The sequence below is a fragment of the Guptibacillus hwajinpoensis genome (assembly GCF_020171785.1).
In the GTDB taxonomy this organism is placed as follows: domain Bacteria; phylum Bacillota; class Bacilli; order Bacillales; family Guptibacillaceae; genus Guptibacillus; species Guptibacillus sedimenti.
This window is the reverse complement of the sequence record NZ_JAIVAE010000003.1, coordinates 443078-460143: the sequence shown is the minus strand read 5'-3', so window position 1 is coordinate 460143 and position 17066 is coordinate 443078. Positions and strand designations below refer to the sequence as shown.

Sequence of the window (17066 nt, the reverse complement as noted above, 5' to 3'; positions counted from 1 at the left end):
CTTCGGAGTATTCTTGTATGTGAAAAATCAAAAAACGACCTTCTAAAGAAGTATTAAAAAAACGATCGCCAGGAGAGCAACAAAACTTCCACCTATCAGAGAAGTTAAACGATATCCACCTTCCTTTTCCCGTATATCCATAAATCGGTCCAGCTGAATCACGATTTGAATGAGAGCAAAAAAGGTGATAAGAACGATTAAAAAAGGTGGTGAAATGAGTTGATAAAGAACAAGGAAAAAAGCTAAAGCTGTTAATAAAATCATTAGGAGGAAAGAAAGGAAGAGTTTATGAATCTCTTTATTAGTATGCTTGCTCAATCGTTTCACACCTTTCCTATTAAATAAACAATAGTAAAAATTATCACCCAAATCACATCGATAAAGTGCCAGTAAAGACTCGCGATAAATAACTTTGGAGCTGTTTCTTGATTTATTCCTTTTAGCCAAAGTTGCACTAATAATAAAGAAATCCAGATGACACCAAATAAGACGTGAAAGCCATGAGTGCCAAGAAGTAGATAGAATGCACCAAGAAAAGCACTAGTAGAAATCTTAGCGCCTTCTTCTACATAAAGAGTGAATTCTCTTATTTCCAACCCAATGAAAGCTAAGCCAAGTAAAATTGTGATAAGAAAGAATAGAAGCGTCAATAACTTCTTAGAAAGGTTTAGAAAATAAACCGCAATTGCGCAAGTAAAACTACTAGTTAGTAAAACAACAGTTGAAAGCATTATTTCATTTAATTTAAATAATTCATTCGGAGTTGGCCCCTGACCTGTTAAGGATTTAACAGCGAGGTAAATGCCGAATAAACAACCAAACACCACAACCTCGGCACCGATAAGGAACCAAAAAGCAAGGATATTCATTTGTGCTTGCTTATGGTTCAGGTGCATTTGAGTGGACATTGTTTCCATTAATCTTCACCCCTCATGTCTTGTACCCTTACCTTCTCCTTAGGAAGATGAATACCGTTTTTCTGTTGAAACGATCGAATACTCATCATAAGAAAAACGATCAACATTCCCGAAAGAGCGACTGGCCATATCTCGAATACGAAACCAAAAGAAGCAATTAGAAAGCCAATTCCCATAAAGAATGGAAGAGAAGTGGAGTTAGGAAGATGAATATCTTCGTATTCACCTATAAAGTTGATATTCTTATTTCCTCTTTCATAAGCATCCCACAGAGGCTCACGACTCTTCACCTCGGGTAGACGTGCGAAGTTATAGGCTGGAGGTGGAGATGGGATTGTCCATTCGAGCGTTCGTCCTCTAGAGAACCAGGGGTCATTTAATACGCGTTTTTTCGTATAACGCGTCGTTATGTAGATATTTATCATGAAAAATAATACGCCAATCCCCATCATAAAAGCACCGCACGTACTAATGAAATTAAGAAAGCCCAATCCATCCCCTTCCGGATACGTGAAAACACGTCGTGGCATTCCCATTAATCCCATAACGTGCATGGGGAAGAAAGTAATATGAAATCCAATGCCAAAAGTCCAAAAGTTCCATTTACCAAGGGTTTCATTCAGTTTTTTTCCAAACATTTTTGGCCACCAATAATAAACACCAGAGAACACTCCGAAAATAGTGGCACCAATGATCACGTAATGAAGGTGAGCAACGACAAAGTAGCTATCGTGGTATTGATAATCCGCTGGAACGGTTCCAAGCATAACACCAGTAACGCCACCGATAACAAAAGTGAAGATGAATCCTAATGCATAGAGCATAGGTGTATCAAAGCGAATCCTACCTCCTCGCATCGTAAATAGCCAGTTAAATATCTTAATTCCAGTAGGAACAGCGATTAGCATCGTTGTAAGGGCAAAAAAGATAGTAATATTCGTATTTAACCCTACTGTGAACATATGATGAACCCACACCATAAAACCGAGAAATCCAATAAGGATAATGGCGAAAACCATAGAAGGATAACCAAAGAGTTTTCGCTTTGAAAAAACACTAATGACGTCGGAAAATATCCCGAAAGCAGGTAGGGCGATGATATAAACTTCAGGGTGACCAAATATCCAGAAAAGGTGCTGCCAGATTAATGGATTGCCTTCCGATGCTGATAAGATAACTGTTCCAAAAAGTCGCTCAAATGTCAGCAATAGTAGAGCAACGGCAAGAGCTGAGAATGCATACACGATGAGGATAGACGTAATGAACATCGACCATGTTGATAAGGGCATTCTCATAAATCGCATGCCGGGCGCTCTCATTTTTATAATCGTAACGATAAAATTGATTCCGCCCATAATTGTTCCGAGTCCAGCAACTTGAAGTCCTATCGGGTAATAACTATTCCCGGGTCCAGGCGTAAACTCTTTCGATGCTAAAGGAGCATACGTTGTCCACCCGGCATTAGGTGAGCCTCCTGCTACAAAACTTGCATTAATCAAAATGCCACCTGAAATGAATAACCACAAACTTAAAGAATTCATAAAAGGAAATGCAACATCCCTCGCACCAATTTGGAGAGGAACAATCACATTCATCAAACCGATTAGTAGAGGAGTAGCGACGAGAAAAATCATCACTGTTCCGTGAGTACTAGTCAATTGGTTAAATCGTTCGCCTTGAAATACCCAGAATTCATTATTAGGGAAAGCAAGCTGCATTCGGATAAGCAATGCTTCAATTCCAGCACGTATAAAAAAGAGAAACGATACAAATAAATACATAATTCCAATTTTTTTATGATCTGTAGAAGTAATCCAACTCCACAGCCATTTCCATTTTGCGTACTTCGTTAAAAAATAAACAGTGGCAATCAGCATAATAGTAAATGAAATATCTGCAAAAATAATATCTGAAGGTAGTGATAAGAGGTAGTCTAAAATCACATTCATCATTTAATCCTCCTGTATATCAGCAACACGCGTCCACTGATTAAATGCTTCTTGTTCAATAACGGTAGTATCAAATGTCATGAGGGCATGATTTGCTCCACAAAGCTCAGCGCACTTTCCGTCATAGACTCCAGTTTCAAGTGGTGTTAGTGTTAACTTGTTTACTTGGTTGGGGAGAACATCTTTTTTTCCACCTAGTTGTGGTAACCAGAAAGAATGAATCACATCTTTCGAATGAAGCGTAAAGACAACCGGCCGATCCACAGGTAGCTTCACTTCATTTTCGAGCGTTATGTCGTGTTCTGGATAATGAAATTTCCATTTGTATTGCTGGGCTGTAACATTGATTTCTAAAGGTTCACGAACGATCTCTGTCTTGTTATCAAGTTGATATGTAGTAGCAAATGTAGGAACTGCCAGGATAGTTAAAATTGCTATCGGTATAACTACCCAGGTAATTTCGAGTTTTTTATTCCCGTTAACTTGAGTGGGAAAGTCGTTTTCTTGTCCAGGAAGCTCGCGATACTTCATTAAAAATCGGGTAAATAAAGTAAAAACAACAAGTAAGACAATGCTCATTAAGGCTAAGCTAAGGTAAAGTAAGTTAAGCTCTGACTGTGCTTCTGAGCCTTTAGGATTCAAAACAGCTATATTAGAACATCCAGAAGCTGAAATGATAACGATTACAAAAAGGGCGTAGCGAAACGTCATTACTTTTTATCTCCTTCCAGTTTTGGATCATTCTGTCTATTCTCAGTACCCAAAATGCAGTTCCATCAAACAGAAGATCTTCTCGTTCGTAAAGCCTTAAGAACCTTTATACAAGTAGATATTTTCGGTGAATTAATTGAAAATAACGAAAAGCGTGAAGTTAAAAAATGAGATAGAATTTGTTTATAAATCGTTGTAAAGGGTAAATGGAAGTGTGTGAGAATGAAAAAAATTAGGATTTACACTAGGAGGAACGATTCATGGTTAACAACAAGACTGTATTTATTACAGGAGCAGCTAGAGGAATTGGATTTGAAATTGGTGAGACATTTGCAGCAAACGGTGCAAAAGTTGTTCTTTCTGATATAAATGAAGAGGGTACAAAGGAAGCTGCCCAAAAACTTCGAGATAAAGGCTATGAAGTTATCGGGATTAAAGCAGACGTTACAAGTGAAGATGAAATCAAACAGGCGATTGATCGTACTGTTGAAGAATACGGTCGCGTAGATGTACTTATTAATAATGCGGGGCTTCAACATGTTGCTGCATTAGAAGATTTTCCAACTGAGAAATTCAGAATGATGCAAGATATTATGCTAACAGCTCCATTTATTGCTACGAAACATGTTTTTCCAATTATGAAGGAACAAGGATTTGGGCGAATTATAAACATGGCATCAATCAATGGAGTAATTGGTTTTGCTGGTAAAGCCGCCTATAACAGCGCGAAACATGGTGTAATTGGTCTTACAAAAGTATCTGCATTAGAAGGTGCAGAGCACGGCATTACAGTAAATGCTATGGCGCCTGGCTATGTGGATACACCACTTGTTAGAGGACAAATGGAAGATTTAGCGAAAGAACGTGGAGTAGAGCTTGAGAAGGTATTGGAAGAAGTTATTTACCCTCTTGTTCCACAAAAACGACTACTTGAAGTGAAAGAGATTGCCGACTACTCAATGTTTATCGCAAGCGATGCAGCGAAGAGTATTACTGGCCAAGCTCTTCTTATTGATGGTGGGTATACAGCTCAATAACGTTCATTAGTAGATCGAAAATGTTAAGCAGCGCCTCTCTTTTTGGAGGCGCTGCTTTTTAGTTTTTACTGAAGGCAATTTGGATACCAATAAAAGCGAGCAGCACTGCTTTCGTGAGATTAAATCTTCTTAACAACGTTAAATTCCCAGTAATATAGCTTGCTAATTTTCCAGAATAAACACTAATCAGACTAAAAATAATAAGTGCTTGAACAATGAACATCAAACCTAACAAAAACATCTGAAAAGTGGGAGAGCCAGCTTGATGGTCAATAAACTGTGGTAGGAGAGCAAGGAAGAACAAAGAAACTTTTGGATTTAAAACATTCATTACAATGCCTTTCTTATATAGAGAAAAATAAGTTCGAGATGGATGATTCTGAAGCATTGACGATTCGTTTCGCTCTTTAAAAGCTTCATAAGCCATGAACAGTAAATAAGCAGCCCCAATTAATTTCACGATAGTGAAGGCAAATGAAGATTGGTAAAGAATCGCGGATAATCCAACAGCTGCAGCAGAAATATGTACGAGAAGCCCTGAACAAAGCCCAAGGGAGGTAGCAATACCTGCTTTTTTATTTTGAGTGATACTTTGAGCTAACACAAATAAATTATCAGGACCTGGCATGATTGTTAAGAGAACAGCAGCTCCTAAGAATGATAAAATGAGTGTAACATCCAACACAAATTCTCCTTTCAGACGGGATCTAATTATTAGTATATAGGAGGGGGGGAAATGTATAAAGGCTCGTTTGAAGGAGCAGCCACCTAATAGTCGAAATTTAGACCACTCTATCTGAAGGGAGAAAACTCTAGAAGATTGGCAAATTGCTTTCCGAGACGTTGTTACTTCATGATATGGAAAAAAGAGACATGCCGGAACTTCTACATATGATCACCCCTTGCAAAGCCACAAGGAGGTGATCCGACATTCGTGCTTTCAATAAGAATCGTATAAATGACACCGGACGATGTATAAATAGAGTTTATCATCGGACATCATTACTCCTTATCCTATGGTCTTAAATAATTCCTGCAAGGACATTCTCACAAGTATAGAGCGGAGGAAAGACAAACATTAGCTAAAATCAGTCCTTCAGGAGATTTCTAGATTGACGAAAAACAAAGATAAAGATTAGAAGAAAAGGGTATCTTTCTTGACAGATTTCTCATTAATGGTATAATTCTGACATCTTTTAGAGTTTTTGGAGGGCTTTTTTCATGCAGCCGATTCTACTTGATTTTCCTAATGAATTTTACACGGATCGTTTACATATACGTTATCCGTTGCCAGGTGATGGCAAAGCAGTGCATAAGTCGATTGATGCCTCGTTAAGCGAACTTAAGCCATATATGCCGTTTGCGCATAATGGTCAGTCAGAAGCCGATGTTGAAGCGAATATTCGAGAATCTCACGCAGCTTTCTTAAAAAGAGAAGACTTACGGCTGCTGCTCTTCCATAAACAATCTGGTAGGTTCATTGGCTCTTCTGGTTTGCATCGCATTGACTGGAACGTTCGTAAGTTTGAAATTGGTTACTGGATTGATTCGAACTATAGTGGAGAGGGATATATGACGGAGGCTGTTCAGGGAATTGTTAGATTTGCGATTCGAGAACTTCGTGCGAAAAGAATTGAAATCCGTTGCAATGCGGAAAATTGGAAAAGTCGAAAGGTCGCAGAACGATGTTTCTTTCAGCTTGAGGCGATTTTAAAAAATAATAGTCAATCAGTAGATAAGAATAAGTTAATCGATACGTATGTTTATGCCATAACGACCGAGTAGCATTTCACCTATGCTAGAGCTAGTGGTGTAATGATGATTTGATCGTTTGGATAATAAAGGAATTGATTTATAAGAAGGAACTAGATTCTGTTATCAAGAAGTAACGATTAACGAAAGACTTTGGCGATGGAGGGGAATAGTGTGATCGAACGAGCGACAATCGAAGAAAGAGATTTTATTTTGTCGAATTCCATTCAATCTGTTAACGAAGGAACGACAAATCCAGGTATCGTAAAAGAAGAGAAAGCACTTGAAATTGTATCTTCCATACTTGATCGAGGCGGTTACCACCTCATTTATCGTGATAAAGGGGAAATTGCTGGTTGGGTACTACTTGGAGAAAACACGGATTACTTTACAGAAAGCAAACATGGTTTCATTTACGATGTATTTGTTTTTCCGAAGTTTCGTGGAAAGGGATACTCTAAGCAGCTTGTGCAAGCGAGTATTGAAAATTTCAAAGAACAGGGATATGAGGAGATTCGTTTGAATGTGTATTCCTCTAACTTCGCTAAATACATTTATAAAGACATTGGTTTTCGAGAACTTCAAACGATCATGGTTTATAAATAGTTGACCACATTCTTTTCATTTATTAAAAGAATGTGAAAAACAACTCATAATCAATCAGCATTCTCCTGGAACTTGCTACACTGTTTTTACAGGAACTTCCCCGGTTCCTGTCCCCCTTAAAATATAAAGTGTGAGCCCCATGCATTTCCCGGCATGGGGCTTTTCCTATGAGTACAAAGAAGGAGAGGGAAAGAATGAACTATATTTTTAAACAAATGAGTGAACAAGATGTAGAGAGAGTCATTTCGTGGGAATACACCGGTGATTACTCATTTTATAATATGGATGAGGATCCTGAAGATTTGTATGAGTTTCGAGAAGAGGCAACTAATAATCCACATTACTGGAGCGTTTATCGCCAGGACCAGCTTATAGGTTTTTTTAGTTACGTTCTTAAATCAGATAACCAAGTTGAAATCGGACTTGGGATGAGTCCAGGTTTGGTAGGGAATGGTCATGGAGATGAGTATTTAAAAGCTGGCATAGAAAAAGCGATTGAATTGTATAGACCATCATCACTCGTTATGTCTGTTGCAGATTTCAATGAGAGGGCAATTAAAGTCTATCATAGAGCAGGGTTTCAAAAAATTGATTCTTTTGAACAACATACAAATGGAGGAGTTTACCCTTTTATTAAGATGCAGAAAGAACTAGATTAGTAGATGAGAGATGAAACACGCTAGAAAAAGGATTGCAATAAATAAAGGATACCGATAGAATGAATCACAATTACATGTTTTTTTCCTTATCGAGAGAGGCGGAGGGACTGGCCCTTTGATGCCCGGCAACCTGATAAACAAGGTGCTAATTCCAGCAGAGCTTTAGCTCTGGAAGATGAGGGAGAGCTCTGTTAAAGACTGAACTCTTCCTATATTGGAAGAGTTTTTTAGTTACATATGAAAAAATGAAAGGTGTGAAGTTTATGAAGAAAGCGGACCGTATTCGGAAAATGAAAGTACCTAAAGCAAACGAAAAGTATGGAGAGCGTCTTCCTCCAGGACAGGTATTAACGGAAAGATTCCCTATTCTCCATGAAGGAGATGTACCAACTTATGATATGACAACGTGGGACTTAAAGGTTTTTGGAAATGTAGCGAGTGAATTCTCTCTTTCCTATGATGAACTTCTTGCATTACCACAGAAAAAGGTGACATGTGACATACACTGCGTTACCCGATGGTCTCGCTTTGATAATACGTTTGAAGGCGTGTTGATGAAGGATTTTATAAAAGAACTCGATATTAAGCCTGAGTCGAATCATGTTATGCTTCATGGAGACCATAATTATACGACAAATATTCACCTTACCGATTTATTAGAAGATCATGTTATGCTTGCTCACTCGATCGACGGAGAGCAGTTAACAGCGAAACACGGATGGCCATTACGTCTAGTCGTTCCACACCTTTATTTTTGGAAAAGTATTAAGTGGATAAGAGGGATTGAATTTATTGAGGCGGACTCACCTGGTTTTTGGGAACAAAATGGTTTTCATAATCATGCTGATCCGTTTAAAGAAGAACGTTTTTCAGGTGAGGATTTAGATATACCTGAAGACGAATGGGAGAAAAAGGATTTTGACTAAATTATTAAAAACCAATGAATACTAGATAATGAGCTTTGCTGTATTTCTACTTTTTTAAAAAATATAATATACTAAAAAAAACAGCAAACCCCCTTTACACCGGGGTTTGCTCTTTTTTTTTACATCGAATAAAATAGAAATCACAAAAAATATAAAAAAAGAATGATCCAAACTGATCTTCTCTCCGTTAGCTAAGTGTAAATCAAAAATTAAGGGGAGTGGATTTGAAAATGAATACGAACAAGAATATGAAAAAGAAAGTAATTGACTGGAAAAAAGGGCTTCTAATTGTTCCACTTAGTTTTTCACTTCTAATACCAACAGCTGGAGCATTCGCTGCTGATCACGAGAAGCAAATGGACAAGCCAACAGTTGAAACCCCAGGAGCTGATCTTCGTGCAGATCTTGGTCATTTACTTAGTGAGCATGCTTATCTTGCAGTTGAAACAATGAGAAAAGGTGCTGAGGGATCTGCCGATTTTGAAGCTTCAGCCGGAGCCTTAAGTGAAAATACAGAAGATCTTACAGCAGCGATTACATCTGTTTACGGTGAAGAAGCTGGTGCTGAATTTAATGAAATCTGGAGTAATCATATCGGATTCTTTGTTGATTACGTGAAGGCAACAGGGAATGAAGATGAAGATGCAAAACAAAAAGCGCTAGATAGCTTAGATGGTTATAAAGAAGATTTCTCCATGTTCCTTGAAAATGCCACTGGTGAACGTCTAGAAGCCGATACGTTATCCGAAGGACTTCAAGCCCACATTAATCAATTGATAGGCGCATTCGATAGCTATGTAGCTGGAGATTATGAAATGGCTTATGAGAAAGAACGTGAGGCTATTGCGCACATGCAAATGGTTGCTAAAGGATTCTCTGGAGCTATTACTGACCAGTTTCCGGATAAATTCGAAAATACAAAAGCCGTAACGCCAGCATCGGATCTTCGTGCAACACTAGGTCACCTTCTATCTGAGCATGCTGGGCTTGCTATGATGACGATGCAAAACGGTATTGACGGATCTAAAGATTTCGATGCTTCTGCTGCTGCATTAAGTGAGAATACGGATGATCTCGCAGCTGCCATTACCTCCGTCTATGGTGAGGAAGCAGGAAATCAATTTAAAGAAATGTGGTCTGGACATATCGGTAACTTTGTCGAGTACGTTCAAGCAACAGGAGCTGAAGATGAAGAAGCAAAAGAAGCAGCGATGAAAGCATTAGAAAATTATCGAGCTGATTTCTCAAGCTTCCTTGAAACAGCTACTGAAGGAAGACTAGAAGCGGGTGCATTATCTGAAGGACTTCAAATGCACGTTACCCAGCTAATTTCTGCTTTTGATAACTACACAATGGAAGATTATGATGCTGCTTATGATTCTGTTCGTGAAGCTTACGCACATATGTATATGCCAGCAAAAGGTTTATCAGGAGCTTTTGTAGATCAATTCCCGGATAAATTCGCTATGGAAGCAATGCCTACTGAGATGCCGAAAACAGGTATGGGTGGAGCTGAACAGCAAATGCCAATCGAATGGATTGTTGCAGCGATTCTTGCAACGATGGCAGCAACCGGTGTGATTGTTCGTAGAAAGATGCAAAACAGTTAAGGTAAAATAAATGACCGGGTAGCCTAACATACCCACTAGAAAAGCAATAGCCATTTGGCTATTGCTTTTCTTCTTGGATCGTAAGATAAACTTAGAAATCTTATTTTAAATGAAGTGGTATTACTAATGCTTAAGATGTAAGGAGCGTTACAGCATCATGTTTTTGAAAAGGGTATAATAATAGGGGGAAATAGATGATGGATGCGTATATAGCACAATCAAGTTCGTCAAATGTGTCTTTCAGTTGCTAGGATAGTTTATACAAGGGGGAAACGAGATGAAGCGAAAGGTTACATTCATCATTGCAACGCTACTTTTTATTGTTGCATGTGGGAATAGTGAATCCAATGAAATGGGTAACAAAGAGGTATTGTCAAAGGAGTGGGATGAAATCGTAACCTCCTCTAAGGGAACAGAGGTTAATCTCTTTATGTGGGGAGGAGATGAAGGGATTAATCAATACATTGATAAATGGGCTGCCCCACGATTAAAAGAAGAACACAATATTACTCTTAACCGTCAACCGATGAATACTGAAGAATTTATGCAAAAGCTTTTGACAGAGAAAAAAGCGAACAAAAATGAGGGTACGATTGATGTCATATGGATTAATGGCTCAAACTTTAAAAATGCTAAGAATGCAGATTTATTACTAGGTTCTTTCTCAAAGAAATTGCCTCATTTTCAAGAATATATTGGAACTCAGGACCAAAATGCTAACTATGACCAGGGAACGGAGATTAATGGTTTAGAAGCTCCATGGGGAAATGTTCAATTTGTTTTTCATTACGATTCAAGTAAAGTCGACATACCTCCTAGTACACTTGGTGAATTAAAACAGTGGATTCACGATAATCCTGGGATGTTTACGTATCCTAACGTTTCTGATTTTACGGGCAATACATTTGTGAAGCACCTTCTCATGAAGGGGGCAGGTGAAGAGTCAAGTCTTCTATCTAAGGGGTTTGACAAAAAAGTTATTCAAGACTCTGAGGAGTACGTCTGGAACTACCTTAATGATATTAAGTCTGACCTTTGGCGTAATGGTGAAACATACCCTGAATCATTAACCAAACTTGATACGCTTTATAGTCAGGGCGAAATCTTAATGACGATGGGCTTTAATGAAGCAAGAGGTGAAAGTTTAATTGAGAATGGAACGTTCCCTGATAGTACGAAGTCATTTGTTCTAAAAGATCCTGGCTCGATTTCAAATACACATTATCTCAGTATTCCATTTAATAGCCCAAATCCAGAAGGAGCTATGACGGTTATTAATTTTTTGGAGTCGCCAGAAGCTCAAATAGCTAAAATGGATCCTAAGATGTGGGGAGAAGGAACGGTTTTGAATTTCGATAAATTGAGTGAAGAGGACCAGCAAATGATTGAAACTCTTAATCGAGGAGAAAGTGTTCTTTCAACAGAAGCCTTAAACGAGTATAAGCTACCAGACATAGATACAGGTTACACGGAGTGGATTAATAATGAATGGGCGAATCGGATTGTTGAGCAATAACTGGAAAATAAGTTTATATTTATTACCTGCGTTTGCGATCACATTGTTACTGGTAGGGTATGGAACGTGGTCAGCGGTAGCTCAAAGTTTTCAAACAATAGACGGAGAGTGGACGATCGCAACATACGCAGAACTTTTTAGTAGTGATGCTTTTTTCCATTCTCTTAAATTAACATTTCGAGTTGCTATTCTGTCAACCTTACTATCGTTAGTGATAGGATTAGTAATGACAAGAATGTTATATGAATTATTTAAAGTTTCAACGTGGAAGCTACTTGTATGGATACCAATGTTAATCCCGCATTTTGTTGCAGGTTATTTAGTGTTCCTGTTCCTTTCACAAAGCGGACTGCTTTCTTCTCTGCTTTATCAAATAGGGGCATTAGAAAATCGAGCAAACTTTCCAGTTCTTGTTCAAGAGGAATTTGGAATCGGGATCATTTTAACATATGTATGGAAGGAAGTTCCTTTTGTCATTCTCATGCTTTTGCCTGTTTACTATGAGATCGATCACCGCTATTCAGAAGTTGTTCGTACGCTGGGTGGAAGTAATTGGGATGCTTTTAAAACAGTTGAATTACCATGGTTACTTCCCGTACTCATTGAAACTTCAGTAATATTAGTTGCATTTGTCGCTTCGGCGTTTGAAATTCCATACTTATTAGGAGTCACACGACCAGAAATGCTTCCGGTCAGAGCGTATGAATGGTTCTATAATGGCGATTGGAGCAAGCGCCCACTTGCTTTTTCAGCTATGATTCTTCCGGGTGTGATCGCCCTTCTTCTTGCGACCCTTTCCATCGGAGCTGTGCAAAAACATAGGCTTAGAATGATAAAGGGGAGAAGCAGATGAGGTTATTTTTGAAGGGTTTAGGGAAAAGGGAGTTAGCAACTAGTTTTATGCTTATTTTGTTTATCATATTATTCATCCTCCCCTTTGTAACAATAGGGTTGAAAAGCGTTTCTGTAGGATGGAGATGGCCAGCGTTATTACCAAGCGGACTAAGTTTAGATGCATGGCGGAGTATTATGAAAGACCCTAAATTAATCGAATCACTTGTTACAACGTTCAAGGTTGCGTTTTTAGTTGTATTATTAAATCTACTTCTTGCTATACCAGCAGCAAGGGCGCTCTCTCACTATATGTTCAAAGGGAAATCAATTATTGAAGGACTGTTGCTATCTCCTATTTTAATCCCAGGCATTTTACTTGCAATGGGACTTCAATTTACAATGATACAATTTGGTATAGCTGATAAGGTGATAGGCGTTGTCTTTGTGCATTTGATTCCTACACTACCTTATGCGATTCGTGTCATGAGGGCAGGGTATGAGAGGATGGGAAGTAGTCTATATGAGCAAGCATCTGTACTAGGAGCGGGCCTATTCACGCGTTTTTTTACAATTGCACTACCTTTATTACTACCAAGTATTAGAAGCTTAATGCTTTTAACTTTTGTTATATCGTTAGGACAATATGCGCTAACAGCTATTATTGGTGGAGGTACAGTGATTACCCTCCCAATGTTATATTACCCTTATTTTTCGAGTTCGAATGATGCAGTTATTGCAGGATTTTCAATTCTTTTTGCTTTGCTTCCCCTGCTATTTATTGGTTTTGTGGAAGTTATGATGAGGCTGGTTATTCGAGCTGTTAATCGCGTTTGAAAGGAAGATTGTTTTGAACCAGCTATTGCAATGCAGAAATATTTATAAGAAATTTTCAAATACATCCATTTTGCAAAACCTTTCGTTTCATCTTGAAGAAGGTGAGCATTTTACAGTTGTTGGGCCTTCAGGGTGTGGTAAGAGTACACTCCTCAGGTGTCTTGCTGGTTTAGAAAGTCTAGATGAAGGAGACATTTACTTAAGAGAAAAGTCAATAGTGAGACTGAGACCAGAAAATCGATCGGTGGTCTTGATGTTTCAGGATTCGTTATTGTTTCCTCATTTAACTGTATTAGAAAACGTAACTTATGGTTTGAAAAGAAAAAAAGTATCAAAAACCGAGCGTGTGAGGCAAGCTGAACGAATGTTAAAAAAAGTGAAGCTGTTTAAATGGAAAGATGCCTTTCCGCATGAGTTATCAGGTGGTCAAAAACAGAGAGTATCACTTGCGAGAGCACTAGTGCTGAAACCAGATCTACTTTTATTAGATGAGCCCTTTAGCTCACTTGACGCTACACTACGAGAATCACTTCGTGGTGAGGTGAAAGATTTATTAAGAGAGGAAGGCATCACTTCACTATTTATCACTCATGACCGTGACGAAGCGATCGAAATGGGCGATAGACTTGCGGTTATGTTTGAGGGCAGATTCATCCAAATTGGTCATCCTTATGATGTTGTCACAAATCCTTCATCTATGGAGAGTGCTAAAATTATTGGAGAAGGTTTGGCTCTAGAAGAAGGGTTTATTCCTATTAGTAAATTAAAAGCTATTCCAGTTCAAGATAAACCTAGTATCCAGGATTTCACTTTTGTCTCAGGAAAGGTAAGCGCGATTACAGTGAAAAACAACATAGAATGCTATCGTATCTCATGGGAACTGGGAAGTGTTCTTGCCATGTCAGATAATCGTTTAGTTGTTGGCCAAGAAGTGCTGTTAAGTGCTAAGAGGGAAGAAATGAAAAAATATTCTACTCAGAAAGATCAGTGGGGACTTGCCCAATGACAAGTAAAACAATTTTAAAAGGATTAGCATTAACGGCACTGATCATTGTTATTTATTTACTAAATCAATATGTATTTGATTTTAGACCTTCTCACATTCGTAGTTGGATTTCCTCATTCGGCTTTTATGCCCCATTAATTTTCCTGCTTATTTGTATTGGTCGTCCCTTTGTTCTCTTTCCTACATCGATCATTTCAATCAGTGGTGGATTAGTATTTGGCCCCCTGCTTGGCACAGTTCTTGCTGTGGTAGGTGGTTCCATAGGAGCTCTTCTTTTCTTTTCGTTAGCAAGAAAGTTAGGGATGAACATTCTACCGAAATCTTGGAAGCGGAGGGGAGAAAACCTGGAGAAACGATTATCGGAAAAGGGTTTTCTTTATGTCCTGTTGTTGCGTCTCGTCCCTTTTCTCCATTTTGATTTAGTTAGCTATGTTTGTGGGGTTTCTAATGTGAATCGAAGGAAATACTATTTAGCAACACTGCTTGGGATGCTACCAGGCGCCATTGCGTTGAATTTTCTTGGCGCAAGTTTTTTATCAAATAATATTTCATCGGTCATTATTGCTGCTGCAGTATTGCTTCTATTACTACTCGTAAGTCTATATATTCGCAGAAAAGCATTCGGACCTTCTGTTGAAGAAGAACTGAAATAAGGACGGTGCTGTCATGCTTGACACTCATGCAAGAAAATATGTTCAGCCTTTAATGGATCGCACTTCAGATTCGCTACTTCGTATAGGTTTATCGGCTAATCAAGTAACGGTCATCTCATTCATTATTGGTATTTCATCTGGTATATTTATTTACCTTGATTATTATGTTTGTGCGGTTATCGTTTTATGGGCTTCAGGTTTTCTTGATGCTGTGGACGGAACAATGGCTCGGAAAACAAAGCCATCTGCTTTTGGCACCGTATTGGATGTGAGTTTTGATCGAGTAGTTGAAATTAGTGTCATATTAGGTCTTGCTTTTCAATTTCCTGAAGCAATGTGGGCACTGTTATTATTAAGCACTTCCATCATTTTTGCCATGACAATCTTCCTTACAGTAGGGGCTGTGTCAGAGAAAAAAGGGATCAAATCATTCTATTATCAAGCTGGGGCTGCGGAGAGGACAGAAGGTTTTATTCTATTTACAGCAATGATTTTGTTTCACAATTTTTTAGTTGTTTTAACACTAGCGTTTGTAGCAATTGAATTATTTACTGCTTTTCAAAGACTAGCAGAAGCAAAAAGGATACTAGGATAGAGGAGATGGAACAAATGAAAGAATATGATCTAATTGTAATAGGCGGAGGCTCTGGTGGACTTACTGCTGCATCTGGTGCAGCTAATATGGGAGCAAATGTGGCTTTAATTGATGATCAACCAGGTTTAGGTGGAGATTGTCTTCATTTTGGATGTGTTCCCTCAAAGGCCTTTATTACAGCAGCTAAAGAAGTTCATGCTATCTATAAAGGCGCAAAAGAGTTTGGACTTACGGTCAGTGGTGAAGTGCTTTTTAGTCGTGCGATCGATCGTGTGAAAGAAGCGATCCATGAAATTCAAGAAATTGATAGCGATGAGCGCTTTGAGAAATTAGGGGTAGACATTTACCGAGGCAAAGGTGCATTTAAAGATAGTCATACTGTTCTCATTGATGGAGAGAACCCTATCAAAGGAAAGCGAATCGTGATTTCCACAGGGTCAAGCCCGAAAGTCCCTCCAATTGACGGAGTGGAACATGTTTCTTATCTGACGAATGAATCGATTTTCAATTTAGATCACTTACCTGAAAGTATCGTTTTTATAGGTGGGGGTCCTGTGGGACTTGAACTTGCTCAATCTCTCTCAAGATTTGGCACCAATGTAACCATACTTGAAACTTCTGAGACCATTCTGAAAAAAGAAGATCATGATATCATTCCAATTGCTACAAAGGAATTGGAAAAAGAGCTTTCATTTGTATTTAATGCAGAAGTAAAAGGAATTAAAGAGGAAAATGGGAATAAAGTTGTGACGTATGTTGAAAATGGCGAAGAGAAGATGATCCAATCAGAAATGATTATGATGTCAACGGGTAGAAAGCCTAATACAGATAAATTAAATTTAAAAGCAGCTTCAGTAGATGAGGACAATGGATTTATTACAGTTAACGCGACATTACAATCAAGCCAATCTCATATCTATGCAATCGGAGATGTGAATGGCGCCTTTCCGTTTACACATGGAGCTGGTATGGAAGGAAAGCTTATCGTACAAAACGCGGTGTTTGGATTAAAGAGAAAAGTAAGCTATGAGAACGTTCCATGGGTTACTTATATTGATCCTGAGGTGTTCCATCTTGGGATGACTGAAAAGGAAGCGAAAGAGAAACATGGCGATCAAATTCGTGTTTTCAAGGTTGGTACAGAAGATGTGGATCGTTTTATAGCTGAGCGCAAAAAAAATGGACTTCTAAAAGTAATAACAGACATGAAGGGGCATATTCTAGGTGCTCATGCTGTTGGGGAAGATGCTGGTAGCTGGATGCAGGAAATTGTGTTTGCAAAAGAACATGGCCATAAAATTGGAGACATTTCTACAGTTATTCATCCATATCCAACGAAAGGTGCTATCCTAAATCAAGCAGCTGATTTATTTTGGAGAGAAAAATTATTTGATGGTTGGCTGCCTAAGGTATCAGAAAAATACATTAAATGGGTTCGATAAGGAATCAGAGGACAGAGGA

General features: G+C 38.5%; 18 protein-coding genes and 1 riboswitch. Of the genes, 13 read left to right on the top strand and 5 right to left on the bottom strand.

Features of this window, described 5'->3' with window-relative positions:
- Nucleotides 1–42: 42 nt before the first annotated feature.
- Genes LCL91_RS06360 through coxB form a run of 4 tightly spaced genes read right to left on the bottom strand, consistent with a single transcriptional unit; the run spans nt 43 to nt 3577 of the window.
- Nucleotides 43–318 (bottom strand): cytochrome C oxidase subunit IV family protein, encoded by a 276-nt coding sequence (locus LCL91_RS06360; protein WP_224880960.1) that lies wholly within the window; start codon nt 316–318, stop codon nt 43–45.
- A 5-nt stretch (nt 319–323) separates the two neighbouring features.
- Nucleotides 324–917, bottom strand: coding sequence for a cytochrome c oxidase subunit 3 (locus tag LCL91_RS06355; RefSeq protein WP_224880958.1), 594 nt, complete (start codon nt 915–917; stop codon nt 324–326).
- A complete protein-coding gene (locus tag LCL91_RS06350; RefSeq protein WP_224880955.1) occupies nt 917–2866 on the bottom strand; it encodes a cytochrome c oxidase subunit I in 1950 nt (649 codons plus the stop codon). The genes LCL91_RS06355 and LCL91_RS06350 overlap by 1 nt, the downstream gene beginning before the upstream one ends.
- A gap of 3 nt (nt 2867–2869) precedes the next feature.
- A complete protein-coding gene (coxB, locus tag LCL91_RS06345) occupies nt 2870–3577 on the bottom strand; it encodes a cytochrome c oxidase subunit II (RefSeq protein WP_224880953.1) in 708 nt (235 codons plus the stop codon).
- Nucleotides 3578–3837: 260 nt separating this feature from the next.
- Between coxB and LCL91_RS06340 the strand changes: the two genes are divergently transcribed.
- A complete protein-coding gene (locus tag LCL91_RS06340; protein WP_160918908.1) occupies nt 3838–4614 on the top strand; it encodes a 3-hydroxybutyrate dehydrogenase in 777 nt (258 codons plus the stop codon).
- 58 nt (nt 4615–4672) lie between these two features.
- Here the strand turns inward: LCL91_RS06340 and LCL91_RS06335 are convergent, their stop codons facing one another.
- Nucleotides 4673–5296, bottom strand: a complete 624-nt coding sequence (locus LCL91_RS06335; RefSeq protein ID WP_224880950.1) for a LysE family translocator — start codon at nt 5294–5296, stop codon at nt 4673–4675.
- Nucleotides 5297–5835: 539 nt separating this feature from the next.
- On the opposite strand from LCL91_RS06335, the gene LCL91_RS06330 reads away from it, so the two are divergent.
- The 12 genes from LCL91_RS06330 to LCL91_RS06275 all read left to right on the top strand — a co-directional run bounded on the left by LCL91_RS06330 (nt 5836) and on the right by LCL91_RS06275 (nt 17047).
- The gene (locus tag LCL91_RS06330; RefSeq protein WP_224880948.1) at nt 5836–6399 is read left to right on the top strand and encodes a GNAT family N-acetyltransferase; all 564 of its coding nucleotides are present in this window, start codon (nt 5836–5838) and stop codon (nt 6397–6399) included.
- Nucleotides 6400–6540: 141 nt separating this feature from the next.
- Nucleotides 6541–6972, top strand: coding sequence for a GNAT family N-acetyltransferase (locus LCL91_RS06325; RefSeq protein WP_165996453.1), 432 nt, complete (start codon nt 6541–6543; stop codon nt 6970–6972).
- A gap of 194 nt (nt 6973–7166) precedes the next feature.
- Nucleotides 7167–7631, top strand: a complete 465-nt coding sequence (locus LCL91_RS06320; protein ID WP_224880946.1) for a GNAT family N-acetyltransferase — start codon at nt 7167–7169, stop codon at nt 7629–7631.
- 83 nt (nt 7632–7714) lie between these two features.
- Nucleotides 7715–7813, top strand: a riboswitch (SAM riboswitch).
- Between the two features lie 81 nt (nt 7814–7894).
- Nucleotides 7895–8557, top strand: coding sequence for a sulfite oxidase-like oxidoreductase (locus tag LCL91_RS06315; RefSeq protein WP_224880945.1), 663 nt, complete (start codon nt 7895–7897; stop codon nt 8555–8557).
- A gap of 230 nt (nt 8558–8787) precedes the next feature.
- Entirely contained in the window at nt 8788–10167 is a 1380-nt protein-coding gene (locus LCL91_RS06310; protein ID WP_255639917.1) for a copper amine oxidase, read from the top strand.
- Between the two features lie 277 nt (nt 10168–10444).
- The gene (locus LCL91_RS06305; protein WP_224880942.1) at nt 10445–11683 is read left to right on the top strand and encodes an ABC transporter substrate-binding protein; all 1239 of its coding nucleotides are present in this window, start codon (nt 10445–10447) and stop codon (nt 11681–11683) included.
- Nucleotides 11652–12536 carry an ABC transporter permease subunit gene (locus LCL91_RS06300; RefSeq protein WP_224880939.1) on the top strand — a complete coding sequence of 295 codons (885 nt, stop codon included), beginning with the start codon at nt 11652–11654 and terminating at the stop codon, nt 12534–12536. Before LCL91_RS06305 ends, LCL91_RS06300 begins: the two co-directional genes overlap by 32 nt.
- Entirely contained in the window at nt 12533–13351 is an 819-nt protein-coding gene (locus LCL91_RS06295; protein ID WP_224880936.1) for an ABC transporter permease, read from the top strand. The genes LCL91_RS06300 and LCL91_RS06295 overlap by 4 nt, the downstream gene beginning before the upstream one ends.
- 13 nt (nt 13352–13364) lie before the next feature.
- Nucleotides 13365–14357: an ABC transporter ATP-binding protein gene (locus LCL91_RS06290; protein WP_224880935.1), complete on the top strand. Its 993-nt coding sequence runs from the start codon at nt 13365–13367 to the stop codon at nt 14355–14357.
- Nucleotides 14354–15010 carry a TVP38/TMEM64 family protein gene (locus tag LCL91_RS06285; RefSeq protein ID WP_224880933.1) on the top strand — a complete coding sequence of 219 codons (657 nt, stop codon included), beginning with the start codon at nt 14354–14356 and terminating at the stop codon, nt 15008–15010. The genes LCL91_RS06290 and LCL91_RS06285 overlap by 4 nt, the downstream gene beginning before the upstream one ends.
- A 13-nt stretch (nt 15011–15023) precedes the next feature.
- On the top strand, nt 15024–15605 hold the full coding sequence (locus LCL91_RS06280; protein WP_224880931.1) for a CDP-alcohol phosphatidyltransferase family protein: 582 nt from the start codon (nt 15024–15026) through the stop codon (nt 15603–15605).
- A gap of 14 nt (nt 15606–15619) precedes the next feature.
- Complete coding sequence (locus LCL91_RS06275; RefSeq protein WP_224880929.1) at nt 15620–17047, top strand: dihydrolipoyl dehydrogenase family protein; 1428 nt, start codon at nt 15620–15622, stop codon at nt 17045–17047.
- The last annotated feature ends 19 nt before the right edge of the window (nt 17048–17066 follow it).